The organism is Amycolatopsis sp. BJA-103, assembly GCF_002849735.1.
Taxonomy (GTDB): domain Bacteria; phylum Actinomycetota; class Actinomycetes; order Mycobacteriales; family Pseudonocardiaceae; genus Amycolatopsis.
In genome coordinates this window covers 7,212,058-7,235,989 of sequence record NZ_CP017780.1, presented here as the reverse complement: position 1 = coordinate 7,235,989, position 23,932 = coordinate 7,212,058, and the positions used below count along the sequence as shown (strand labels likewise).

Here is a 23,932-nt window from a genome sequence, read left to right as displayed (position 1 = left end):
GGATTTTCCAGGAGAGGACCGATCGGATCATGGTGCAACCCGGTGGCGGCTTCGACCTGTCGCAGATCATGCAGCAGGCCCAGCAGATGCAGCAGAAGCTGGTCGAGGCCCAGGAAGAGCTGGCCAACACGGAGGTGACCGGTACCTCCGGTGGCGGCCTCGTCACCGCGACCGTGTCCGGCGACAGCCAGCTCAAGTCGTTGGCCATCGATCCCAAGGTGGTCGACCCCGACGACGTCGAGACCCTGTCCGACCTGGTCGTCGCGGCCGTGCGGGACGCCTCGGCCAACGCGCAGAAGCTCACGGAACAGAAGCTCGGCCCGCTCGCCGGCGGCCTCGGCGGCGGGATGCCGGACCTCGGCGGCTTCCCCGGGCTCGGCGGCTAGCTTGTACGAGGGTGTCGTCCAGGATCTGATCGACGAGCTCGGGCGACTGCCCGGCGTCGGTCCCAAAAGCGCGCAGCGGATCGCCTTCCACCTGCTGGCGGCCGATCCCGCGGACATCGCGCGGTTGCAGGAAGTGCTCGGCAAGGTCAAGGAAGGCGTGCAGTTCTGCGAGATCTGCGGCAACGTCTCGGAACAGGAGACCTGCCGGATCTGCCGCGACACCCGCCGCGACCTCACGGTCATCTGCGTGGTCGAGGAGCCGAAGGACGTGCTCGCCGTCGAACGGACGCGCGAGTTCAAGGGCCGCTACCACGTACTCGGCGGCGCGCTGGACCCGTTGTCCGGCATCGGGCCGGAGCAGCTGCGCATGCGTGAGCTGCTCGCGCGGATCGGTGGCGCGGAGATCAGCGAGATCATCATCGCGACCGACCCGAACACCGAAGGCGAGGCGACCGCGACGTACCTCGTGCGGATGCTCCGCGACTTCCCCGGCCTGTCGGTGACCCGGCTCGCTTCGGGCCTGCCGATGGGCGGTGACCTGGAGTTCGCGGACGAGCTGACGCTGGGCCGCGCGCTTTCGGGGCGGCGGGCGCTCTAGGTTCCGGATGCTATGAAAGGCCCGTTACTTGCAAATTTTGCAAGTAACGGGCCTTTCATAGCGCGCGCGGAGCGCGAAAAGCGAAGGCGTCAGCAGTAGCCGAGGCGCGCCAGCGTGTCGACGATGATCTCCGACGGGTGGAACTTCTCGACCCAGGACTCACCGCGGCGGTTCTGGTAGGTGTCGAGGAAGTTCTGCAGCTTGTCCCCGCGCATCTCGGTCAGCACGACGGTCTCGCCGAGGTGCTGCGGCGTCTCGGTGCGCTCGCGGTGCACGGCGCACGGCAGGCCGAGGTAGTAGCACTCGGCCGAAAGGCCGCCCGAGTCGGTGACGACGTACTCGGCGCGCGCGACCAGCGGCAGGAACTTCAGGTACCGCATCTTCGGCTGGATGATGAAGTTCTTCTCGTCGAAGAGGTTCGCCAGGCCCAGCGCGCGGATCTTTTCGCGCTCGGGCGCGCCCGCCATGTAGAGGATCGGCATCTGCTTGCTCTGCTCGCGCAGGATCTCCAGCGCCTCGCGGTACTTGTCCGCGCGCGAGACCAGCTCGAAGCGGTGCAGGGTGGCGAGGCCGAACTTCTCCGGCAGCCCTTCGAGGTCGAGCGGCCCGTTGATGGCCAGCCGCATCGCGTCGATCGCGGTGTTCGCCTCGGTGTCGACGACGACGCCGCGGGCGTTGCGGAGGTTGTTCACCTCACGCGCGCTCGGCGCGAAGTGCATGTCGACGATCTTCGCGGCGATCTTCCGGTTCAGCTCCTCCGGCAGCGGCGACATGATGCTGCCCGACCGCGCGCCCGCCTCGACGTGCCCGACCCGCGACTTGAGGATCCGCTTCCCGATGAGCGAGCCGTACGGCGTGGTGAAGGTGTCGCCGTGCACCAGCACGAGCGGGGGACGGCCGTCCTCGACCAGCGCGGCCTTCAGCTCGGCGCGGCGGCTCCACGCGGTGCGCAGCACCTGCGCGGCCCAGCCCGGCACCTGCGCGGGCGACTCCAGGTTGTGCGCCTTCTCCTTCGGGACCAGCCAGACGTCGGGCTCCGGGAGGTTCAGGTCGGCGAGAACGTCCGAGACCTCGTCGACGTGCTGAGCGGTGAACCAGATCTTCGGCCGGACCCCGCGTTCGAGGATGCCGTGGTAGACCGGCGCGATTTTGATCAGTTCCGCCGTGGTGCCGAGAATGAAGGAAATCACCGGAAGAGCCATTCTGTCGGGGTCTGCGGTGCCCGAAGGATACTGGTGGGCCGCGCAAGGTAGCCTCGCCGGGGTGAGTGCGAATTCGCTCCTCCCGGCCCTGTCCGTCGTGATCCCGGTCTACAACGAGCAGGACTGGATCGACCGCAGTGTGGGCGCGCTGATCGCGTCGGCACAGGCGGCGAACTGGCCGGTCGAGGTCGTCGTGGTCGACGACGGTAGCACCGACGGCACCGGCGACAAGCTGGCCCGGCTGCAGGAGCTGTACGGCATCACCGTCCTCACCCAGCCGAACAGCGGCCGGTTCGAGGCGCGCCGGGCGGGCATCGCGAAGGCGTCCGGGACGCAGATCCTGCTGCTCGACAGCCGCGTGATCGTGGATTCCTCCTCGCTCGTCTTCCTTCGGGACCAGCTCGTCGACCACCCCGAGCGCACGGTGTGGAACGGTCACATCAACGTCGCGTCCGAACACAATCCGTATGCGGGATTCATGGCCGGGCTGGTCAAGATCCCGTGGCGTCGTTATTGCGCGAACCCGCGGTTGATGTCGTTCGGTATCGAAGAGTTCGACGTCTTCCCGAAAGGCACCGGATTCTTTTCCGCGCCGAAGGACGTTCTCGAGGATTCGTCCAACGCGTTCGAGTCGCTCTTCGAAGACGTCCGTTTCGCCAGTGACGACACGGGTGTTCTGCGCTGGATCGCCGAACGCCACCGTATCTTCCTCGCCCCGGAGTTCTCCGCGACCTACCACGGCCGCGATTCGTTCAAGAAGTTCGTCGGGCAGTCGTATTTCCGCGGCACCACGTTCGTCGATTCGTATCTCGCGTCGCCCGGGCCCGCGCGCAACGGCCTGTTCGCCGCGATGGCCGTCGGCGTGCTCGGGCTCGGTATCGCCGCGAAGCGCCCGAAGACCGCCGTCACGCTGGCCGCTGTCGGATCGACAGCCGCCGGTTTCGCGGTGACGAAGTTCGGCGCGACCAAGGCCGAGGCCAAGGCGGTCGCCCAGCTCACGCCCGTGTTCGCCGCCGGATTCGGGGCGGGCGCGCTGCGCGGCCTCTTCCTGGCGCTGCGGGCCCGGCTGCGTAAATGAGCACCGCGGTGAGCAGCGAGAAACTGGCCAAGGACACCGGGAAATCCGCCGGGCGGATCGGCGTCTACCTGCTGATCGCGATCGCGCTCGGCTATGTCTTGACCGTCGTCTGGGGCCGGACGCTGTCCAAGGCCGACAACGCTGTCCTGCTCTCCTTCTGGGGAATGTTGATGGGGCTGGGCGCCGCCCTGTCCCCGCTGGAGCAGGAGATCTCGCGCCAGTCCGCGCACGCCGCGCTCGAGGGCCGCAAGGCCGGACGGCCGGCGGTCCTCGCCTTCGTCACCAGCGCGATCGCCGTGGTGGTCGTCGGCCTGGTCACCCTGCTCCCGCCGATCACGGACAAGGTCTACGGCGGCCAGTTCGCGCTCGCCGTGATCGTGCTGGCGGGCGGCCTTTCGTTCGCCTTCCAGTTCGCCGCGCGCGGCCTGCTCATCGGCCAGGACCACGTCCGGTCCTACTCCTGGCTGATCCTCGTCGAAGCGGCCGTGCGGATCCTCGTGGTCGGCGCGCTGGTGGTCGCCGGGCTCACCCAGCTGTACTGGTTCGCCATCGCCGCCGCGACCGGCTCGTTCGCTTGGCTGCTCTTCGCCCGCGGCGCGGCCCGCCTGGTCGACCCGAAGCTGGACGCCGACGAGCCCGCGAAGCCGATCGTCACGAACATGCTCATGCTGCTCGCGGGCGCCGGGCTCACCGCGAGCGTCATCACCGGCTACCCGGCGCTGGTCAGCCTGCTCGCGCCCGGCGGTGACAAGGACAAGCTCGGCGTGCTCTTCCTCGCCCTGTTCGTGGCCAGGACTCCGCTCACGCTGATGGCGCCGGTCCAGGCGCTCGCCGTCCCGACCGTGGTGCGCCTGTCCAGCACCGAGGAGGGCAAGCACCGGCTGCGGCGGCTGCTCGCGCTCGGCTCGATGGCCGCGCTCGCGCTAGCTGCCCTCGGCGCGCTGATCGGCTGGCTGATCGGCCCGTGGGTGGTCCGCCTGGTCTACGGCGCCAAGAACGATCCCGAGGCCTGGTGGATGGCCGGGCTGGTCTGGTCTTCGGTGCTGCTGGCCACGATGCAGCTGCTCGCCGCCGTCCTCGTCGCGCAGGCGAAGGCCAAGAAAGTACTGATCACCTGGGCCGCCGTCGTCGTCGCGACCGCGCTGGTCCTGCTGTTCTTCCCCGGCGACACCGTCGTGCGTGCCGTCGTGGGTCTCGCCGCGGGTCCGACGGTCGGGCTCCTGGTGGTCATGGCGTTCGTGGTGAGAGGCACCCCCGGGACGGGCAACGCACAGCCGTCCGAAACGTCTCGATAGTGTGGCCGCGCCATCGCGCGCCGCGAACGGGGTGGCGTTTCTTAACGCCGAATAGGGTTGGACAGCGAATTCGATGAACGTTCTTTTGGTGTTGCTGGCGTTCTGGCTGCCGGGGCTCGTCTTCGGCGCCGCGATCAGGCTGCGCGGCTGGACCCTCGCCGCCGCGGCCCCGCTGCTGACCTTCGGCCTCGTCGCCATCGGCATCCCGATCCTCGGCGGTTTCGGCATCCGCTGGAACATGCTGAACGTCGGCCTGTGGGTCCTGCTGCTGTCGGTCGTCGGTTTCGGCCTCTCGTTCCTCGTGCTCCGCTTCACCGCGAAACGTCACCCCGACTGGGACGAAGACGACGAGGACGCGCCGAGCCGTTCTTTGGGTGACCACCTGCTGATCGGCGCCGGTGTCCTGGTCGGGCTCGGCGTCGGCACGGTGACCTTCCTGCGCGGTTCGCACACCCTGGAGAACGTCCAGCAGGGCTGGGACGCCCCGTTCCACGGCAACCTCGTGCGCTGGATCGCCGAACACGGCGACGCGCGCGCGTCGACGGTCGGCACCATCGCGAACCTGCCGAACCAGACCGACTACTTCTACCCGGACACCTATCACGCGCTGCTCGCCCTGGTCTTCGGCAAGGGCGGCCTGACGATGATGCCGACGCTGAACCTGGCGGCGCTCATGGTCGTCCTGACCGTTCCACTCGGTGTCGCGGCGATGTGCCGCGCCTGGCGCATGCCGGTCCTCGCGACCGCCGCGGCCGCGGCCGTGTCCACCTGGTTCACCGCGTTCCCGTACGACTCGCTGTGGCGTGGCCCGCTGTGGCCGTACGTCGCGGGCGTGGCGCTCGTGCCCGCGATGCTCGCGCTCGCCCGCCTGCTGCTCAAGCCGCACGGCATCGCCGGGCCGGTCGCGATCGGCGTCGGCGTCGCCGGGCTGGCCGGCCTGCACACCAGCCTGATCTTCGTGATCATGGTCTATTTCCTGCTGATCCTGCTCGCGGTGCTGTTCCGCCTCGAGAAGATCGGCTGGCGCCGCAGCGCCGCCTCGCTGGTGGCGACGATCGCGATGGCGGCCATCCTCGGCGTGCCGCAGGTCCTGCCAGCGCTCTACAACGCGGGCGGCGTGACCAGCGCGTACTGGGCGTCGGAGACCAGCGTGTCCGGCGCGCTCGGGCAGACCATCACGTTCTCGCCGATGGCGGCCTTCCCGCAGTGGTGGATCGGCATCCCGGCGATCATCGGGGTGTTCTTCCTGGTCCGGCACCGGCGGATGCTCTGGATGGTCGGCGCGTACGTCGTCCTCGGCGGCCTGTTCGCCGCGACGATCTCGCTGGAGACCCCGCTCATCCACACCCTGACCGGGCCGTTCTACAACGACCACTGGCGGCTCGGCGCGCTCGTGCCGCTGGCGGGCGCCGTCGCGTTCGGCGAGTTCGTGCACACCGCGTCGGGCAAGTTCGCCGACAAGATCCGCGAGCGGAAGCCGAACCTGAACCCGGTCACCGCGGCCATCGCGGGCGCGCTGGTGATCGGGCTGGTCGTCACGGTGCTGAGCCGCGGCGGCTACATCGGCCGCAACTCCGCGCGGCTCGCGCTGAACTACGGCGCGGACGGCCCCTCGGTCAGCAAGGGCGAGGAAGAGGCCTACGCCTGGCTCGGGAAGCACGTCGTACCGGGCGAGCGCGTCATGAACGACAAGGCCGACGGCTCGGTGTGGATGTACGCCCTTTCCGGGGCCCAGCCGGTCGAGTGGACCAACTACGGCGCCGAGTTCACCACCAAGGCGGGCTGGCTCAGCGTGTTCCTGAACGACATCAACCGCGATCCGCGCGTGCGCGCCGCGCTCACCGATCTCAAGGTGCGCTACGTGCTCGTCGGCAAGGGCAAGGTGGCCCCCAACGCGCAGTCCGCGGTGGGCCTCCAGCGCCTCGACATCACTCCGGGTTTCAAGCGCGTCTTCCACAACCCCGACGCGTCGGTTTACGAAATCGAAGGTCAGCAAGGTGTGGTCGCCGCCGGCGCCACCACCGGGTCCGACACCGCTCACGGCCAGTAAGAAGATAGAGTGATCCAGTGTCCAGTACGTCCGTGACCACGCGTCGCGTACTCATCGTGATGCCTGCCTTGAACGAGCAGGCCACTGTCGGCGCGGTCATTTCCCAGGTCAAGCAGTCCTTGCCGGGCATGGACGTGCTGGTGGTGGACGACGGTTCGTCCGACGACACGGCCAGGCTCGCCCGTGCGGCGGGCGCGGAGGTGGCCCGCCTGTCGGTCAACCTCGGCGTCGGCGGGGCGATGCGCACCGGCTTCCGGTACGCGGCCGCCCGCGGCTACGACGTCGTCGTCCAGGTGGACGCCGACGGCCAGCACGACCCCGACGAGGTCGCCGCCCTGCTCGACGCGCTCGACGACGCGGACATCGCGATCGGTTCGCGGTTCGCGGGCAAGGGTTCGTACAAGGCGAGCGGCCCGCGGAAATACGCGATGGTCGTCCTCTCGCTCGTTTTCTCCCGGCTCGGGAAGACCAGGCTCACCGACGTGACCTCCGGGTTCAAAGCGATGGGCCCGAAGGCGATCAAACTGTTCGCGGGGTACTACCCGGCCGAATATCTCGGCGACACGGTCGAGTCGCTGGTGATGGCGATCCGTGCCGAACTGAAGATCAAGGAAATCCCGGTGATCATGCGGGAACGGATCGGCGGGACGCCGAGCCATTCCCCGGTGAAATCGGCCGTCTACCTCGGCCGAGCCGGACTCGCCCTGCTGCTGGCGCTGGTGCGCCGCCGCCCCGCCGTCGACTCGTCGGATTCGGCGTAAAAGGAGCTGATTATGGCTGGCTGGCGCATTCTCAGCATCGTTGTCGCCTGTCTTGTGCTGTTCGTCGTCCTCGAGATGATGCGACGGCGGAAACTGCGGGAAAAGTACGCGGGTGTTTGGCTCGTCCTCGCCATCGGCGTGGTGGTGCTCGCCCTCGTTCCGCAGGCCGCCGACTTCATGGCCCGCATAACCGGCGTCCAAACGCCGTCGAACTTCGTATTCCTCTTGGCCGGTGTGGTGCTGGCGCTGGTCGCGCTGCACCTGTCGACCGAGGTCGGGCATCTCGAAGAAGAGGTCCGGACCTCTGTCGAGGAGATCGCGCTGCTCCGCTGTGAACTCGCCGACGCCCAGCGTGACCTGGAAGAACGCGTCGCCGCGCTCGAAGCCAGGACGGCGACGCCCGACAACGTCAAAGGGCTCCCCGAAGTGAGCCCCGCACGCGCACGCTGATCGACGCGATCCTGGCGGCCCCGCCCCGGCTGGGCGCCGTTCGCGTGCTCGCCATCGACGGGCCTTCCGGAGCCGGGAAGTCCACACTGGCCGGAAAGATCGTCGCGGACCTCGGCGGCCGCGGAATCCGTGCCGCCCTGGTCAGTACCGACGAATTCGCCACCTGGGAAGAGCCCGTTTCGTGGTGGCCGCGACTGGAAACCGGTGTCCTGGAGCCATTGCGCGCGGGCGAGCCGGGCGGCTACCGGCGGATGGACTGGTCCAGCGGCGTCCCTCTGCCGGGTGAAGAAGTCGAGCTCGACGTCCCCGACGTCCTGGTGCTGGAAGGCGTTTCCAGTGGCAGGGCGCGGATCCGGCCGTCGTTGTCCCTGCTGGTCTGGCTGGACGGCGGGAGCGAAACCGAGCTCCTCGACCGCGGCGCGGGCCGGGACGGCGAGGCATCGCGGGCGGAGCTGCGGCGCTGGCAGCTGTTCGAACGCGGCTGGTTCGCCGTCGACGGGACCGAGGCCGCGGCGGATCACGTGGTCACGCCATGGTCGTGAGTGGCGATCTCGCTACCCGGCCGGGGGTTGTCCACTTCTGTCAGTGAACCATTGAGCCTAGTGGCGGACACCCATTTGTGTTAGTGACCCGGCACTCTGCGCGTTAGTGGTGCTGAATTGATTACGCTCCGTCCGGAATTGCCGACACTTTGCGGTCGTATTGGTCTTCGTGTAGCGCGATCGTAACCTCGCGTGCTTAAGTGCGGGCCGAGTTCCCGCTAGTGTCGGCGGGCACACCGATCGTCCGCGGAGTTCGAGTTTCCGATCGACGCCGGCGGTGACTAAAACACCGAAATTCTCCTCAAGGGGTGCCAGATGCAGCAACTGCGGGTGACCCGAGCACGCCGTGTGGCCCTGATCGGGCTTGCCGGCGCACTCGCGGTCTCCATTTCCGCCTGTGCCGATTCGAAGCGTGAAGAAGGCGCAGGGGGTGGTTCAGGAGGCACCATGGTCTTCGGCGCCGCCGGTAACCCGAAGACTTTCGACCCGCTCTTCAACGACGACGGTGAGACCTTCCGCATCATCCGCCAGATGATGGACACGCTGATCATGAACAAGCCGGGCACCGCGGATCTCGAGCCCGGCCTTGCGGAGAAGTGGGAAGGCAGCAACGAAGGCAAGACTTGGACCTTCTCGCTGAAGAAGGGCGTCAAGTTCCACGACGGCACCCCGTTCAACGCCGAAGCGGTCTGCTTCAACTTCAACCGCATGTTCAACATGAAGGGCGCCGCCGCCCAGAGCCAGATGATCTACTACGGCGACGTCTTCGAGGGCTTCGCCAAGAACGAGGGTGACGCTTCCGGCGCCCCGGTGTTCAAGGACTGCCAGGCCAAGGACGAGTCGACCGCGATCCTGAACCTGAACAAGGCCAAGGGCGCGTTCCCCGCCGCCTTCACGCTGCCGTCGCTGTCGATCCAGAGCCCGGACGCGCTGAAGAAGTACAACGCCGACAACGTCACCCAGAGCGGCGATTCGTTCGCCTACCCGGAGTACGCCACGGCGCACCCGACCGGCACCGGCCCGTTCAAGTTCGAGAGCTGGGACCAGGCCAAGGGTGAGATCACGCTGTCGAAGGCGACCGACTCGCCGACCCAGACGGCCAAGCTCGACAAGCTGGTCTTCAAGGTCATCCCGGACGAGAACGCCCGCAAGCAGGCGCTGAAGGCCGGCGACATCCAGGGCTTCGACTACCCGTCGCCCGCGGACTACGGCCTGCTGCGCAACGACGGCGAGCAGGTGCTCATCCGCCCGTCGTTCAACATCCTGTACCTGGGCATCAACCAGAAGAACAACCCGAAGCTGAAGGACCTCAAGGTCCGGCAGGCGCTGGCCTACGGCCTCAACCGCGACCAGTTCGTGAAGTCGAAGCTCCCCGAGGGCGCCGAGACCGCGACCCAGTTCGTGCCGAAGGCGATCGACGGCTACAACGACGGCGTCACCAAGTACCCGTTCGACCGCGAGCGCGCCAAGCAGCTTCTCAAGGAAGCCGGCGCCGAGGGCATGACGCTGAAGTTCTACTACCCGACCGAGGTCACCCGGCCGTACATGCCGAACCCCGCCGACATCTTCACCTCGCTGTCCGAGGACATGAAGGCCATCGGCATCAAGGTCGAGGCGATCGCCAAGCCGTGGAACGGTGGCTACAAGGACGACGTCCAGAAGGCAGGCAAGCAGGACGTCCACCTGCTCGGCTGGACCGGTGACTACAACGACGCCGGTAACTTCGTCGGCACGTTCTTCGGCCGCGAGAAGGCGGAGTTCGGGTTCACCAACCCCGAGCTGTTCAGCGCCCTCTCCGCCGCGGACGCCGCCCCCGCCGGTGAGGCGCACACCAAGGCGTACCAGGAAGTCAACAAGCAGATCATGGACTACCTGCCCGCCATCCCCATCTCCTACGGCCCCCCGGCGATCGTCGTCGGCCCGAAGGTGAAGGGCCTGGTCGCCAGCCCGCTGACCGACGAGCGCTTCTACACCGTCACGGTCAACTGATCCACCACCACTGAGTCGCAGGGGGTGGGTGCTACCGCACCCGCCCCCTTCGGCCCATTCCCGGGCTGGCAACAAAGGAACGCACGTGCTCCGTTTTCTCGTGCGTCGGCTGCTACAAGCGATACCGACGCTCTTGATCCTGTCCATTTTGATCTTCGCCTGGCTCCGGTCACTGCCCGGTGGTCCCGCCGGCGCCCTCCTGGGTGACAAGGCGACCCCGGAGAAGATCGCCGACCTCAACCGGATTCTCGGCCTCGACGATCCGATCTTCGTCCAGTACTTCAAATTCCTCGGCCGGGCCATCACCGGCGACTTCGGCAACTCGCTGGTCTCCGCCCAGCCGGTCATGTCGGAGATCGGGAACTTCCTTCCCGCCACTCTCGAACTCGGCTTCTGCGCGATGCTGATCGCGGTGGGCCTCGGTATCCCGTTCGGTTACCTGGCCGCCCGGTTCCGCGGCGGGGCCGTCGACAACGTCATCATCGTGCTTTCGCTGGTCGGCGTCGCCGTGCCGGTGTTCTTCCTCGGTTACATGATGCAGGACGTACTCGCCGCCCCGCTGGGACTTCCGTCGCAGGGCCGCCAGATGGCCGGGCTCGACGCCACCACGGTCACCGGCTTCGCGGTCTTCGACGGCATCATCACCCAGGAATGGGACGCCGCCTGGGACGCGATCACCCACTTGATCCTTCCCGCGTTCGCGCTCGCCACCATCCCGCTCGCGGTGATCGTCCGGATCACCCGCGCGTCGGTGCTGGACGTGCTCAACGAGGACTTCATCCGCACGGCCAACTCGAAGGGCCTGACCCAGCCGGTCGTCCGGCGCCGTCACGTGCTCCGCAACGGTCTGCTGCCGGTGGTCACCGTCATCGGCCTCCAGACCGGCGCGCTGCTCGGTGGCGCCGTGCTGACCGAGCGGGTGTTCAACTTCCGCGGCCTCGGCTTCCTGCTCGCCGAAGGCATCGAGCGGCGTGACTACCCGCGTCTGCAGGCGCTGCTGCTGTTCGGCGCGCTGGTCTACGTGCTGGTGAACATGTTGGTCGACGTCTCGTACGGGCTCATCGACCCGAGGGTGCGTGTCCGATGAACACATTGCTGAACAAGAAGAAAGAGCCCATCGACAGGCTCGCCGAGTCGTCGGCGAAGGGGCGCAGCCTCGGCGGTGAGGCGTTGCGCCGGATGCTGCGGAGCCCGGTGGCCATCACCGGCGCCGTGATCACCGGCCTGTTCATCCTGGTGGCGATCCTGGCGCCGTTCATCGCGCCGAAGGACCCCTACGAGCGGTACCTGCAGAGCGAGGTCATCCTCGGCCAGGGCATCATCCCGGGCGCGCAGGCCGGTTTCCCGCTCGGTGTCGACGACTTCGGCCGCGACTATCTCTCGCGTCTGCTGGTCGGTGCCCAGAACACCCTGCTTGTCGGTGTGCTCGCCACGATCATCGGCGTCGTGGTCGGCATGATCATCGGCGGTCTCGCCGGTGCGTTCGGCGGCTGGGTCGACACGGTGCTGATGCGCCTGGTCGACGTCATGCTGTCGGTGCCTTCGCTGCTGCTGGCGATCTCGGTCGCCGCGCTGTTCCAGAAGCCGAGTCAGTGGACCGTGATCGTGGCGGTGTCGATGGTCGGCGTGCCGATCTTCGCGCGGTTGCTGCGCGGTTCGATGCTCGCGCAAAGACACAGCGACCACGTGCTCGCGGCGACGTCGCTCGGCGTCAAACGCGGTTCGATCGTGTTGCGGCACATGCTGCCGAACTCGCTCGGCCCGGTCATCGTGCAGGCCACGCTGACCCTGGCGACCGCGATCCTCGAGGCGGCCGCGCTGTCGTTCCTCGGTCTCGGCGACCCGGACCCGAACCGGGCGGAATGGGGCATCATGCTGAGCCGCAGCGCTCGGCAGTTCCTCGACATCCGCCCCGAGCTCGCGTACTACCCGGCCATCGCGATCATCATCGTCGCGCTCGGGTTCACGCTGCTCGGCGAGTCCTTGCGGGAAGCCCTCGATCCGAAGAACAGGCGGTGATTTCTGATGGCACTCCTCGAAGTACGCGACCTCAAGGTCGTTTTCCAGCGGCGCGGTGAGAAACCGTTCACCGCGGTGGACGAGGTCAGTTTCGACGTCGAACCCGGCCAGACCGTCGGCCTCGTCGGCGAGTCCGGCTGCGGCAAGTCCGTGACGTCACTGGCGATCATGCGGCTGCTCGCGAAGCGCGGCAACCACGTCAGCGGTTCGGTGTCGTTCGAAGGCACGGATCTGCTTCGCCTCTCGGACAAGGAAATGCGGGACCGTCGGGGTCGTGACCTCGGCATGGTCTTCCAGGACCCGCTGTCCTCGCTGAACCCGGTCATCCCGATCGGCCTGCAGATCACCGAGGTGCTGGAGCGGCACCGCGGGATGTCGCGCAAGGTGGCGTCGGTGGAAGCGGCGGAACTGCTGGACAAGGTCGGCATCCCCGACCCGTCGCGGCGGCTTTCCGAGTACCCGCACCAGCTTTCCGGTGGCATGCGGCAGCGCGCGCTGATCGCGATCGCGCTGGCGTGCCGTCCGCGGCTGCTCATCGCCGACGAGCCGACCACCGCGCTCGACGTGACGATCCAGGCGCAGATCCTCGCGCTGCTGCGGGAACTGGTGCAGGACACCGGAACCGCGCTGGTCATGATCACGCACGACCTCGGTGTCGTCGCCGGTCTCTGCGACGAGGTCAACGTGCTCTACGGCGGCAAGATCGTCGAGCGCGCCGAACGGCACGCGCTGTTCGCCGAGCCGCGGCATCCGTACACGCACGGCCTGCTCGCCTCGATCCCGCGTCTCGACGCGGGCCGCGGCGAGAAACTGATTCCCATCAAGGGATCCGTCTCCGACAACATCCCGTGGGCCGGCGGTTGCGCCTTCGCGCCCCGCTGCCCGAACGCTCTCGGCGTGTGCCGGGAGGTTTCACCGCAGCTGACCCCCGATCGCGGTGGGCTGCTGCGCTGCCACAACCCGGTGATCCCGGCCGTGGCCGCACGAGGAGGGGCACGATGACCTCAGTGGTTCCGCAGCAGGAAGTGCTGCTCGAGGTCAACGACCTCAAGGTGCACTTCCCGATCAAGCGCGGCATCGTCGTCGACAAGACGGTCGGGCACGTGTACGCCGTCGACGGCGTCGACCTGGCCATCCGCAAGGGTGAAACCTACGGCCTGGTCGGCGAATCCGGCTGTGGCAAGTCCACTTTGGGCAGGGCGATCCTCCGGCTGACCGAGCTGACGAACGGCAACGTCGTCTTCGACGGGACGGACGTCGCCGGGCTCAAGGGCGAGGCGCTGCGCAAGGCCCGCCGCCGGATGCAGATGGTGTTCCAGGACCCGATGTCCTCTTTGGACCCCCGGCAGTCGGTGGAATCCATTCTGCGGGAAGGCATGAAGGCGCACGGCCTCGACAAGGACAAGGAAGCGACGGCCAAGCGGCTGCGCGAACTCCTGTCCGCCGTCGGGCTTCCCGAGTCCTCGCTGCGGAAGTACCCGCACGAGTTCTCCGGCGGCCAGCGCCAGCGCATCGGCATCGCGCGGGCGCTCGCCGTCGAGCCGGACCTGATCGTCGCCGACGAACCGGTGTCCGCGCTGGACGTCTCGGTGCAGGCGCAGGTGATCAACCTCCTGGAAGACCTGCAGCAGAAGCTCGGGCTCACCTACCTGGTGATCGCGCACGACCTCGCGGTGGTGCGGCACATCTCCGACCGCATCGGCGTGATGTACCTCGGCTCGCTGGTCGAAGAGGCCGACGCGGACGCGCTGTACGAGAACCCGCTGCACCCGTACACGCGGGCGCTGCTCTCGGCGATCCCCGTGCCGGACCCGGAGGTGGAGGACAACCGGGAGCAGATCCTGCTCGCGGGCGACCTGCCCTCGCCGGCGCGGCCGCCGTCCGGGTGCCGGTTCCACACGCGGTGCCCGTGGAAGCAGCAGAGCCTGTGCGACACCGACCGCCCGCAGCTGCGGGAGATCGGCGCCGGGCACCGGGTGGCCTGCCACTACGCGGAGGACATCCGTGACGGCCGGATCCGGCCGCACGAGGTCAAGGCGGAACTCGTCGAGTCCGGGGACCTGAACCCCGACATCGGCGGTCTGCCGGACGTCGGCTCGGCGGCCGAGATCCTGTAGGTCTTCGGGTCACCGGACGCCAGGAAAGGCCCGTTACTTGCAAATTTTGCAAGTAACGGGCCTTTCCTTGCACGGGGGACCGCCACGCACGACCCTCGCGTGACCAGGCACGGGCCGCCGCCATCAGGCAGACTCGGTGTCATGCGGGTCACAGTGCTGGGTGCGTCGGGGCGGACGGGGATTCACGTGGTCCGGCTTCTGCGGGGGCGGGGACATCAGGTGCGGGCGGGCTTGCGCAGCCGTCGCCGGGCCGAGGAGGTCGCCGGGCTCGGCGCCGAAACCGTGGTCGCGGACGTCACCGCCGACGCGGACGACCTCGTCGAGGCCCTCGCCGGTTCCGAGGTGGTGATCAGCGCGATCGGCGCGCCCGATCCGGATCAGGCTTCGGTCGACCTGGTCGACCGCGACGGCGTGATCACCGCGATCCGCGCGGCGGAGAAGGCGGGCGTCGCGCGCTTCGTCCAGCTTTCCGCGCAGTTCGCGGATTCGCCGGATCAGGGCGATCGCCTGGTGCGCTCGATCCTGATGGCGAAGCAGATCTCCGACAGCATCCTCCGCCGCTCCAGCCTGAACTGGACGATCGTCCGTCCCGGCACGCTCACCGACGATCCGCCCAGCGGGCACGTCAAGATCGCCGGTCATCTCGAACCGGGCCGCGTCTCCCGTGCCGACGTCGCCGCCGTCATGGTCGCGACCCTCGAGGAACCGTTGGCCGAGAACCAGGGGTTCGACGTCATCGGCGGTGACATCCCGATCCCGTCGGCGCTGTCTTCGTTCAGCTGAGCGCCTTCTTCCGCTCCCGCGACGCCCGCAGGTTCGCGACGTTCCCGCAGGTCTTCACGTCGTGCCAGACCCCGCTGTTGTTGCGCGAGACGTCGTAGAAGGCCGAACGGCAGCCGTCGAGGCGGCACAGTTTCAGTCGCGGCCAGATCCCGGACTGCTGCGCGAGCAGCGTCTCCGTCCACAGTGCCGACGCGAGCCAGTGCCGTCCGGTGCCGGACGGGAACAGCCGGACGACGCCGTCCCTCAGCGCCAGGTCCGCCTTGATCGGCTTCTCGACGGCCGCGTCGTCGCCGTCCAAGAGCGAAACAAACGACTTTCGCAGGTCTCGAAGCGCGCGAAGGTCGCCTGAGTCCAGCGTGATCTCGGGCACGTCGGCGTCCCGGGTCCGCGACCATTCCGCCAGCGCTTCGCCGACCCAGGGCCGCGCCAAGTCGGCGTCGCCCAGCAGGTCGAGGCCGTGCGTCTTGATCGCCTTCGTGTTGAGGAAGTCCTGAACGAGCGCCAGCCCCGAGGGGGCGGTGCGCAACCGGTACCGGTCCGTCGCGGTCCATGACATAGGTCAAGCGTACTTGACTCTGTCGGCGCGCGCCTCCATGCTGACGACAGAGGCAAAAGCCGAACACTTCTGTCAAGGGAGCAAGTCATGACCTCCATCGAGGGTGCCGTCGTCCTGGTCACCGGCGGGCAGCGCGGGCTCGGCAAGGCGTTCGTCACCGAACTGCTCGACCGCGGCGCCGCCAAGGTCTACGCGACCGCGAGGACACCGCGCGAGGAGACCGATCCGCGGATCGTCCCGCTCCCGCTCGACGTCACCGACGCGGAGTCCGTCCGCGCGCTGACCGAGAAGGCGGGCGACGCCACGATCGTCTTCAACAACGCCGGCGTCCTCGGCCTCGGCTCGCTGCTGACCGAACACGTCGACGCGCACCGTCCGGTCTTCGAGACGAACGTCTTCGGCGCGCTGCGCATCGCGCAAGCGTTTGCGCCGCAGCTCAAGGACGGTGGCGCGCTGGTCAACGTCCACTCCGTCCTGTCGTGGGCCGCCGGGTCGGGTTCGTACGGCGCGTCGAAAGCCGCGTTCTGGTCGATCACCAACTCGCTCCGGATCGAGTTCGCCGAGCAGGGCACGCAGGTCGTCGGCGTCCACCTCGGCTACACCGACACCGACATGACCCAGGGCCTCGAGGTCGAGAAGAACGACCCGCGCGACGTCGCCCGCCAGGTCGTCGACGGCCTCGAAAAGGGCGAGACCGAGGTGCTCACCGACGACGTCACCCGCCGGGTGAAGGGCGCGCTGTCCGGGCCGGTCGAACACCTCGGCACCAGCCGGATCGGCGCGTAGAAAGGCGCGACAGGCTAAGGTCCTGCCACGTTCGCTGACCTGCGGCTCCGACTGCTTCCGCTGTGGCGCTTGGGTGCCGCATTCGCGATGGTTTCGCGGTCCGCGTTCTGCCACTTCCTGGCTGCTAAGCCGATCCCCAGCCTCCACGCGGCCGGTGCCGTTGAGTCGAGCTACGCCCTCCAGTCTTGACGCGTCGATGTCGGCCGTTGGTCATGCTCGCGGGGCGGGTTGGTGGCGTGTCGTCTCCTGGTCGACATGGAGTTTCCTCGACGCGTGCTCGTGATCGGCGGCAAGGCGACGAAGCCGGGGTGGCAGTCGAGCGCCAGGACCGGCAAGTTCGCAGTGCCCCTGACGGCCCTCGTCGGGAGCTGCCGGCAGGTATTGCTCGATGGGTGAGCTCGTCGGCTCCGGCCGACCGGCGCAGCGAAGCGGATGTCGGGAGTGTCGGGCTCGAAGGTGTTCGCTATACGCGCGGAGCGTGCCGCCAGCGGCGGCTTTGATCCCCGTCGAGCACAATCCGGCAGCGACTAGGTGCACGTTGCCGGTGGGCGAGGACTCTGTAGCGGCTGTAACAGTCATCCTCGTGAAAACGACGAGGCGATAGCGGCACGCCGCGTCGGTACGAGGAGTTGATAGTCCGATCCGGTCGAACTGTGTGAGTGGGACTAAGAAGTTACAGAGGCTGTGTATCATGCTCGTTCGCTTGGTAACACTGGCTCGCACTGCGGGAGGAGAGGAAAGTGTCAGAACCGCTCCCAGAGTCAGAGCTTATCTTGATCGAGATGGTCGATCCTGACGTAAAGCCTGTTGTCGTCACAATGCCAGAGTCTTCATCTGGCCCTCGTATGACACCCAAGCAACAGATCTACGTCTACGACGATGTCCAGTGGGAAGAGCTTGTTCGGGAATGGGTGACCATCCGGAAAGTAGATTATCTTCAGGTCGTGCGGTACGGCGGGGCTGGAGATCTAGGCATCGATATCGCTGGCGTAATGACACTGAGCGGTTTGCAAGGTGTTTGGGACTGCTTTCAGTGTAAGCACTATGCGAAATCGCTCGCACCGGCAGACGCTATGGCTGAGATCTACAAGATCTTGAGGTTCGTGACCGCTGGGGTCTATGTGCTTCCACGCGCCTACTACTTTGTTGCGCCTCGAAATTGCGGAACCAAGCTTCAGCGCATGCTGAACAATCCCTCTGAGCTAAAAGAGCATTTTATTAAGGAGATGACTAAACAAGACTCCGTTCTTCGCAAGGACGCTGTAGAGAAAGACTTTAAGCGAGTTCTCTCCTTCGCCGAAGGCGAGTTCGACTTTAGCATCTTTCAATCCATTCTTGTGGAAGATATGCTGCTCGTCCACAGTGCGACTAGGTACCACGTTGTGAGATTCGGAGAGCGCCTTCCGGTCAGGCCTGCTCCCGATGTGCCCACAGACGAGGTTAACGCGCATGAAGAGCGTTACGTTGAGCAGCTAATGCAAGTCTATGAAGAGAAGTACCTCGGAAGTGCATTTACGCCTGAATCGGTGCTGGAGCACGAAACTTTGGGCGAGCACTTTCGAAGGCAGCGGCAAGATTTCTTTAGCGCTGAATCACTTCTCAAATTTGCTCGTGACAGTGTGCCGGAAGAGACTTTTGTCTCGCTTCAGGATGAGGTCTATGCCGGGGTGATCGATGTTGCTGAGATCGACTACCCAAATGGCATGGCGCGACTAGCGCAAGTCCTCAACTCGGCAGGTTCATTGGTGCTGACCTCAAACGTTTTGATAACTGTCACAAGAGTGCACGACCGTAAGGGTATGTGTCATCAACTCGCAAATGTTGATCGCCTAAAGTGGACTAAGGGCGGCGAGTCATGAAGGCGCTAAATAGCCCTGTTGAGGTGGGTATGAGGGTGCTCGTTCTCTTGCGCGAGACCTACCCGGATGCACTCGACATAGGCCATCTTATCTTTTGTGACCATGCCCTGTTGCACAGTGCAGACCTCGGAGGTCCCTCAAGTATTCATCCGAAACTGCCCGCTGCACCTGGTGAACTCGGGATGAAGAGAAAGTTGGTTGAGTCCGGACTTCAGGTGATGATCAGGGCCAGCCTGGTCGAGATATCGGTTGACGGTGGCGGAATTGCTTACCGTGCAACGGACCAGGCTGAGTCATTCATAGACGTTCTTGAGGCTAAGTATCTTTTGCAGCTGAAGGAGCGAGCTCGCTGGGTTGCGCAGGAGTTTGCGAACATCTCGCCTGAGGAATTGCGTGAACGGATGAGCGGTTTCTTTTCTCATTGGTCAGAAGAGTTTACTGAAGGTGACACGCCAACGGGCAGCGGGGAGGCGAAACTGTGAGTAAAATTCTACTCAAGCACCTCTCGTTTGTCGGTGCTTCGAAGGAGAGCGCCTCTATTGAGTTCAGTGAGGGGTTGACCGTAATATACGGAGCCTCTGATACCGGAAAATCCTATATCGTTGAAGCGATCGACTTCATGTTCGGGGCGTCGCGTCTTCGTGATATTCCCGAAGTTGCCGGATACTCGCATGTATTGCTCGGTTTGCAGTCCGCAGATGGCGATGTATTTACTCTCGCGCGCTCGCCGCGGGGCCGGGCCTTTTCGCTGTATGAGGGCGATCTGAGAGGCGTTCCTGGTCGACCTGCTGATCGTGACCTAGCGGCAACTCATGGACGCAAGGGTGTCGACAATATATCGGCATACCTACTCCAAGCTATTGGAATGACTGGTCTGCGAGTTCAAAAGAATCAAAAGAACGAAACCCGCGATCTGAGCATCCGGGATGTTGCGCACGTTTGCTTTATTGATGAAACCAGAATGCAAGCGCAACGCTCTCCTGTTCTTGTTTCGGGACAATACATCTCCGCTACGGCGGAGAAGTCGGTGTTTAGGGCATTTCTGACTGGTGAGGACGACTCGGCCCTTGTTAGCTCGGCAGCGTCGAACGATGCGAAAAAGCTGAGCAAGGGAAAGATTGAGCTGCTCGATTCCGTTATTGCAGAGTTGGCTAGTCAGGTGATGCAGCTCAGTGAGCCCGATGAGTTGAGTCGTCAGCTAGGGCGACTTAATGCGGCAATTAGCGAGCAGTCAAATTCGATCGTCGAGGCAACCTTAATTCGTGATCGATTGATTGAGCGGCGGGCAGAGATGTCGGCTCAATATGGCGCGGCCCTGGAGCGCGTAACCGAGGTGAGTGACCTCCTCGCGAGGTTTGGCCTTTTGGAAGAGCAGTATAGATCCGACCTCGCTAGGCTTGACATGGTGCGCGAGGCTGGGACTCTGCTCGGGTATTTCAATGCTGGCGTCTGCGTCTTCTGCGGAGCAGACCCTGAGCATCAAGCGCACGCAGAGCACTCTGCCGCTGAAACAACTCTACTAGATGAGGCGGTGCTGGCGGAGCACGATAAGACGTCCAATCTCCTCGTTGATCTTTTAAAAACTATAGAAGATCTGAAAGAGCAACAAGACGAACTCGTCACCGCGCGATCGTCCTTGTCGGCAGGGCTGGAGAACCTGGTGTCGGATATTTCACGGATTGATGATGCTCTCAGACCACTGGCTGAAACAGTTGAAAGCTTGGCTGACTCTCGTTCCGTGGTTGAACGCGGCATATCCATCTATGAGCAGATTGCAAGCTTGCAGTCACGGAAATCGGCGCTCGTAGATGAGTCCGATGGTGGCGACAAAGCTGCGGCTTCTGCTCTGGATCTTTCTACGGTGCGCGAGTTCACGGACTCCGTGAGGAAAGTGCTCAATTCCTGGGGTGTTTCGGAATTTGAGAACGTTGCTTATGATCTCAGGCAAAATGATCTCGTCGTGGGTGATCAGGTGCGTGCTTCCCGAGGTAAAGGCATGAGGGCGATCCTGCATGCGGCTTTTACGGTTTCTTTGGCGAAGTATTGCCTTGAACGCGATCTTGGTCATCCGGGAGTTATTGCATTGGACTCGCCGGTTGTTACTTTCCGTGGCCCCTTCGCTGATCGTGATGGTGACCTAGGCAGTGAAGATGATGAGCTACAGAGTGAATCTGTAGCGAGCAACCTATATCGGCAGCTCGGGAACGAGTTTGACGGCCAAGCTATCGTTGTAGAGAACGTGACTCCGCCAAGTCATCTCGGAGAATCAACAAAAATTATCCACTTCACTGGATCGAAGGAGTTCGGAAGGTTCGGGCTTTTTCCGGTTGGGTAGAAGGAATCTGGGGTTCATGCAACGGGTGTGAACGTGGTGTCGGCGTGGGATAGCTATTTCGAATTGTTAGAGAGTCTGCTGGCTGTCGATCTGCCAAGTAGGTGGAATCACGTTAGGTGAGTGGCGGCGCCAGCGAAGCTTGCGGCTCCGATGTTTGCTTGAGAAGATACTGCGATTTTAGCGCAGGCTGCTATTTTGCACGATATAGGTTACGTGCCTTGCGCGTCTCAGGCAGGTGTTCATGCACTTGATGGAGCGGGGCATCTTTCGAAGCTCGGTGCTCCTGAGCGATTGTGCGCGTCGGTCGCACATCACTCGTGTTCCTGCTGGGAAGCGGAGCTCCGTGGCCTAGCTGCGCCGCTGGCACGCTGGGTTGACGAGATGACAGAGGTTCGAGACGCCCTCTGGTGGGCGGATATGACCACGACGCCGACTGGTGAACCGACCAATGTTCACGGTCGGATCGAGGATATTCAGAAAGCAGTATGGGCCCGAAGACGTGGTGACTCTCTTTGTTCGTCAGGCAAAGTCGGAGCTTGTCGGTGCTGTCGAGTGGGAGTGAGGAGCGGCTGCGCCTGGCTGGGCTTAGCTAGACAGCGAAGTGGGGTGTCGGGCTTCGGCGAGGAAGTCCGGCTCGCGCGCGCGGCGCTTGGTCGAACCGAACAGCACCCCGCCGATGACGACGGCCGCCGCGACGACTTCGAGCAGCGTCGGCCGTTCGTCGAGCACGAGGAACGCCATCGACAGCCCGACCACCGGCACCAGCAGGGAGAACGGCGCGACCACGCCCGCCGGGTTGCGGCGCATCAGCGACGTCCAGATCCCGGAGCCGATGATCGTGCCGAACACCACGACGTAGGCGAGACCGCCGAGGCCGATCAGCCCGGTGGGGGTGCCGAGCGTGCTCAGCGAGTGGCCGATCTCCGCCGGGCCCTCCATCACCAGCGACAGCGCGAACATCGGCAGCGGCGGCACCACGGACATCCAGAGGACGAAGTTGAGCGGGTTGTCCGGTGCCGCTTGCCGCGTGCTCAAGTTCCCGAAGGCCCAGCTCAGCGCGCCGAGCAGGGTCAGGATCACCGGCAGCAGGGCGGCGTTCCCGGCCTGCTGCCAGGCGATCGTCGCCATCCCGGCGACGGCGAGCAAGATCCCGGCCAGCTGCCGTCCGGAGACACGTTCCCGCAGGAAGACGGCGCCGAGCAGGACGGTGAACGGGGCCGAAGCCTGCAGCACCAGCGACGCGAGGCCGGTCGGCATGCCGGTGTCCATCGCGATGAAGAGGAACGCGAACTGGCCGGTGCCGAAGCCGAGCCCGTAGCCGAGCAGGTGGCGGATCTTCACCTTCGGCCACGGCACGAACAGGATGGTCGGGATCGCGATGACCGCGAAGCGCAGCCCGCCGGCGAAGACGGGAGGGAACTGCCCGAGGGTGGCGTGGATGGCGAGGAAGTTGCAGCCCCAGAGGACGACGACGAGCAGGGCGAGCAAACGGTCGCGAGCGGGCATGCCTTCACTCTTACGGGGGCATATCGTGAAGGACAAGCGCTAATATTTTCAGTGACCGTTCAGTTTCGCTTCACATATGCTGGCGGGATGGACATCGGCCGGTTGCGGACCCTGCGGGAGTTCGCCGATCGCGGCAGCGTGACGGCGGCCGCGAAGGCGCTGCACTGCACGCCGTCCGCGGTCTCCCAGCAACTCCGCGCCCTGCAGAGCGACGTCGGGCTCGCGCTGACGGAACCGGCCGGTCGTGGCCTCCGGCTGACCGACGCCGGCCGCGCGCTGGTTGCCCGCGCCGACGACGTGCTCGCCGCGCTCGACCGCGCGGAGTCCGAATTGGACACTTACCGCCGGGCCCCGCGCGGCCGGGTCCGGGTGGCGATCTTCCAGTCGGCCGGGCTGATGCTGCTCCCCGGCCTGCTGCGCCGGACGGCGGAATTCGAAGGGCTGGACGTCATCGTGCGTGACGTCGACATGACGCCGCCGGAGGTCCCCGGGCTCGTCGCGGATTACGACATCGTGGTGGCGCACCGGGACGAGCACGCGCCGTCGCTCGGCTCGGAACGGCTGGAGACGAGGCACCTGCTGCGCGAACCGCTCGACGTCGCGCTCCCTGTCGGGCATCGGCTGGCGAAACGGCGCCGCATCGAACTCGCCGAACTGGCCGACGAACGCTGGATCAGCGTCAACGCCGGGTTCCCGGTGGACGACATCCTCCAGTCGCTGATCATCCGCACCGGCGTCCGCCCGCAGGTCGTCCAGCGCATCAACGACTTCCGCATCACCGAACGGCTCGTCGCCGCCGGACACGGCATCGCGCTGCTGCCCCGGTACACCATGGACACCCGGCGGGGCAGCGGTCTGGTCTGCCGTCCGCTGGCCGGGATCAAGGCGGCGCGGCACGTGGAGGCTGTCTGCCGGCTCGGCGCGTCTTCGCGGCCCGCCGTGGCGAAGATCCTCGACGCGCTCGCGGACGAGGTCGCCGCGCTCACGGGCGAGCGTGACTCCGCAGGTGGTCCAGCGCGAGCTTGAGCGCGTCCTCGATCGGGGTGACGTCGTGGCGCAGGTGGGCCATCAGCAGCCCGCCCTGGACGCACGCCATCGCTGTCTGGGCGAGCCTCGCCGGGTCGGCGTCTTCGGCGAGTTTTCCCTGATCCCGCAAGGATTTCAGGCCGCTTTCGAGATGTGACTCCCATTCACGGTACGCCTTGTCCAGCAGCGGGGCGATCTTCGGATCGTCCCCGAGTTCGCCGGCGAGGTTGCCGAGCGGGCAGGCGATCGGCCCCTTGGGGGTGGCCTGGATGGCGAGGATCTCCTGTGACCACTGCTCGAAATCGGCCCAGCTGTGCAGCGCGAAGATCGTCGGCTGGTTGCCGAGGATGTTCTCCAGGAAGCGCGCGATGACCGCTTCGACGAGCTGTTCCTTGTTCTTGAAGTAGTGGTACATCTGCGATTTCCCGGCCCCGCTCGCCGCGAGCACCTTGTCGACGCTCGTCCCGGCGACGCCGTTGACGTACATCAGCTCCGCCGCCGCGTCGACGATCGCGTCCCGCGTCAGCCGTCCACGAGATGTTTTCGCCGGTTGACCATCCATGTACCGGATAGTACAGTCGGCCGCACTGTACC

23 protein-coding genes are annotated in these 23,932 nt (G+C 65.6%); 19 read left to right on the top strand and 4 right to left on the bottom strand.

Annotation, left to right across the window (positions count from 1 at the left end; translation table 11 throughout):
• The first annotated feature begins 29 nt into the window (after positions 1-29).
• Both BKN51_RS32185 and recR read left to right on the top strand, forming a co-directional pair.
• Entirely contained in the window at positions 30-386 is a 357-nt protein-coding gene (locus tag BKN51_RS32185; protein ID WP_005166259.1) for a YbaB/EbfC family nucleoid-associated protein, read from the top strand.
• A gap of 1 nt (position 387) precedes the next feature.
• Positions 388-984 carry a recombination mediator RecR gene (gene recR, locus BKN51_RS32180; protein ID WP_101611196.1) on the top strand — a complete coding sequence of 199 codons (597 nt, stop codon included), beginning with the start codon at positions 388-390 and terminating at the stop codon, positions 982-984.
• A gap of 89 nt (positions 985-1,073) precedes the next feature.
• Here the strand turns inward: recR and BKN51_RS32175 are convergent, their stop codons facing one another.
• Positions 1,074-2,186, bottom strand: a complete 1,113-nt coding sequence (locus tag BKN51_RS32175; RefSeq protein WP_101611195.1) for a UDP-N-acetylglucosamine 2-epimerase — start codon at positions 2,184-2,186, stop codon at positions 1,074-1,076.
• A 61-nt stretch (positions 2,187-2,247) separates the two neighbouring features.
• On the opposite strand from BKN51_RS32175, the gene BKN51_RS32170 reads away from it, so the two are divergent.
• From BKN51_RS32170 to BKN51_RS32115, 12 genes are all read left to right on the top strand, one after another.
• Positions 2,248-3,264, top strand: coding sequence for a glycosyltransferase family 2 protein (locus BKN51_RS32170; RefSeq protein ID WP_101611194.1), 1,017 nt, complete (start codon positions 2,248-2,250; stop codon positions 3,262-3,264).
• Positions 3,261-4,559 (top strand): hypothetical protein, encoded by a 1,299-nt coding sequence (locus BKN51_RS32165; protein WP_101611193.1) that lies wholly within the window; start codon positions 3,261-3,263, stop codon positions 4,557-4,559. Before BKN51_RS32170 ends, BKN51_RS32165 begins: the two co-directional genes overlap by 4 nt.
• A 73-nt stretch (positions 4,560-4,632) precedes the next feature.
• Complete coding sequence (locus BKN51_RS32160; RefSeq protein WP_101611192.1) at positions 4,633-6,609, top strand: DUF6541 family protein; 1,977 nt, start codon at positions 4,633-4,635, stop codon at positions 6,607-6,609.
• 59 nt (positions 6,610-6,668) lie between these two features.
• On the top strand, positions 6,669-7,370 hold the full coding sequence (locus BKN51_RS32155; protein WP_101613585.1) for a glycosyltransferase family 2 protein: 702 nt from the start codon (positions 6,669-6,671) through the stop codon (positions 7,368-7,370).
• A 12-nt stretch (positions 7,371-7,382) separates the two neighbouring features.
• Positions 7,383-7,820 carry a DUF2304 domain-containing protein gene (locus BKN51_RS32150; protein ID WP_101611191.1) on the top strand — a complete coding sequence of 146 codons (438 nt, stop codon included), beginning with the start codon at positions 7,383-7,385 and terminating at the stop codon, positions 7,818-7,820.
• Between the two features lie 44 nt (positions 7,821-7,864).
• Positions 7,865-8,362, top strand: a complete 498-nt coding sequence (locus BKN51_RS32145; protein ID WP_174720477.1) for a uridine kinase family protein — start codon at positions 7,865-7,867, stop codon at positions 8,360-8,362.
• A gap of 315 nt (positions 8,363-8,677) precedes the next feature.
• Positions 8,678-10,351 carry an ABC transporter substrate-binding protein gene (locus tag BKN51_RS32140; protein ID WP_442857689.1) on the top strand — a complete coding sequence of 558 codons (1,674 nt, stop codon included), beginning with the start codon at positions 8,678-8,680 and terminating at the stop codon, positions 10,349-10,351.
• 85 nt (positions 10,352-10,436) lie between these two features.
• Positions 10,437-11,438, top strand: coding sequence for an ABC transporter permease (locus tag BKN51_RS32135; protein ID WP_101611188.1), 1,002 nt, complete (start codon positions 10,437-10,439; stop codon positions 11,436-11,438).
• Complete coding sequence (locus BKN51_RS32130) at positions 11,435-12,370, top strand: ABC transporter permease (protein WP_101611187.1); 936 nt, start codon at positions 11,435-11,437, stop codon at positions 12,368-12,370. Before BKN51_RS32135 ends, BKN51_RS32130 begins: the two co-directional genes overlap by 4 nt.
• 6 nt (positions 12,371-12,376) lie before the next feature.
• Positions 12,377-13,372 carry an ABC transporter ATP-binding protein gene (locus BKN51_RS32125; RefSeq protein WP_101611186.1) on the top strand — a complete coding sequence of 332 codons (996 nt, stop codon included), beginning with the start codon at positions 12,377-12,379 and terminating at the stop codon, positions 13,370-13,372.
• Positions 13,369-14,487: an ABC transporter ATP-binding protein gene (locus BKN51_RS32120; RefSeq protein ID WP_101611185.1), complete on the top strand. Its 1,119-nt coding sequence runs from the start codon at positions 13,369-13,371 to the stop codon at positions 14,485-14,487. Before BKN51_RS32125 ends, BKN51_RS32120 begins: the two co-directional genes overlap by 4 nt.
• Positions 14,488-14,628: 141 nt before the next feature.
• A complete protein-coding gene (locus BKN51_RS32115) occupies positions 14,629-15,270 on the top strand; it encodes an SDR family oxidoreductase (RefSeq protein WP_101611184.1) in 642 nt (213 codons plus the stop codon).
• Here BKN51_RS32115 and BKN51_RS32110 read toward each other — a convergent pair.
• Positions 15,263-15,826, bottom strand: a complete 564-nt coding sequence (locus BKN51_RS32110) for a CGNR zinc finger domain-containing protein (RefSeq protein ID WP_101611183.1) — start codon at positions 15,824-15,826, stop codon at positions 15,263-15,265. The two genes, BKN51_RS32115 and BKN51_RS32110, sit on opposite strands and share 8 nt — an antisense overlap.
• An 87-nt stretch (positions 15,827-15,913) precedes the next feature.
• On the opposite strand from BKN51_RS32110, the gene BKN51_RS32105 reads away from it, so the two are divergent.
• The 4 genes from BKN51_RS32105 (at position 15,914) to BKN51_RS43335 (ending at position 20,806) form a co-directional block, all read left to right on the top strand.
• On the top strand, positions 15,914-16,612 hold the full coding sequence (locus BKN51_RS32105; protein ID WP_101611182.1) for an SDR family oxidoreductase: 699 nt from the start codon (positions 15,914-15,916) through the stop codon (positions 16,610-16,612).
• Positions 16,613-17,352: 740 nt separating this feature from the next.
• On the top strand, positions 17,353-18,471 hold the full coding sequence (locus BKN51_RS32100; RefSeq protein WP_146044275.1) for an ABC-three component system protein: 1,119 nt from the start codon (positions 17,353-17,355) through the stop codon (positions 18,469-18,471).
• Positions 18,468-18,953, top strand: coding sequence for an ABC-three component system middle component 2 (locus BKN51_RS32095; RefSeq protein ID WP_335645054.1), 486 nt, complete (start codon positions 18,468-18,470; stop codon positions 18,951-18,953). The genes BKN51_RS32100 and BKN51_RS32095 overlap by 4 nt, the downstream gene beginning before the upstream one ends.
• On the top strand, positions 18,950-20,806 hold the full coding sequence (locus BKN51_RS43335; protein ID WP_146044277.1) for an AAA family ATPase: 1,857 nt from the start codon (positions 18,950-18,952) through the stop codon (positions 20,804-20,806). The genes BKN51_RS32095 and BKN51_RS43335 overlap by 4 nt, the downstream gene beginning before the upstream one ends.
• 585 nt (positions 20,807-21,391) lie before the next feature.
• Here BKN51_RS43335 and BKN51_RS32090 read toward each other — a convergent pair.
• Entirely contained in the window at positions 21,392-22,312 is a 921-nt protein-coding gene (locus BKN51_RS32090) for an EamA family transporter (protein WP_101611179.1), read from the bottom strand.
• Positions 22,313-22,399: 87 nt separating this feature from the next.
• On the opposite strand from BKN51_RS32090, the gene BKN51_RS32085 reads away from it, so the two are divergent.
• Positions 22,400-23,338: a LysR family transcriptional regulator gene (locus BKN51_RS32085; protein WP_101611178.1), complete on the top strand. Its 939-nt coding sequence runs from the start codon at positions 22,400-22,402 to the stop codon at positions 23,336-23,338.
• On the opposite strand, the gene BKN51_RS32080 is transcribed toward BKN51_RS32085, so the two are convergent.
• Positions 23,295-23,900: a TetR/AcrR family transcriptional regulator gene (locus BKN51_RS32080; RefSeq protein ID WP_168214434.1), complete on the bottom strand. Its 606-nt coding sequence runs from the start codon at positions 23,898-23,900 to the stop codon at positions 23,295-23,297. The genes BKN51_RS32085 and BKN51_RS32080 overlap by 44 nt on opposite strands.
• Positions 23,901-23,932 lie beyond the last annotated feature (32 nt).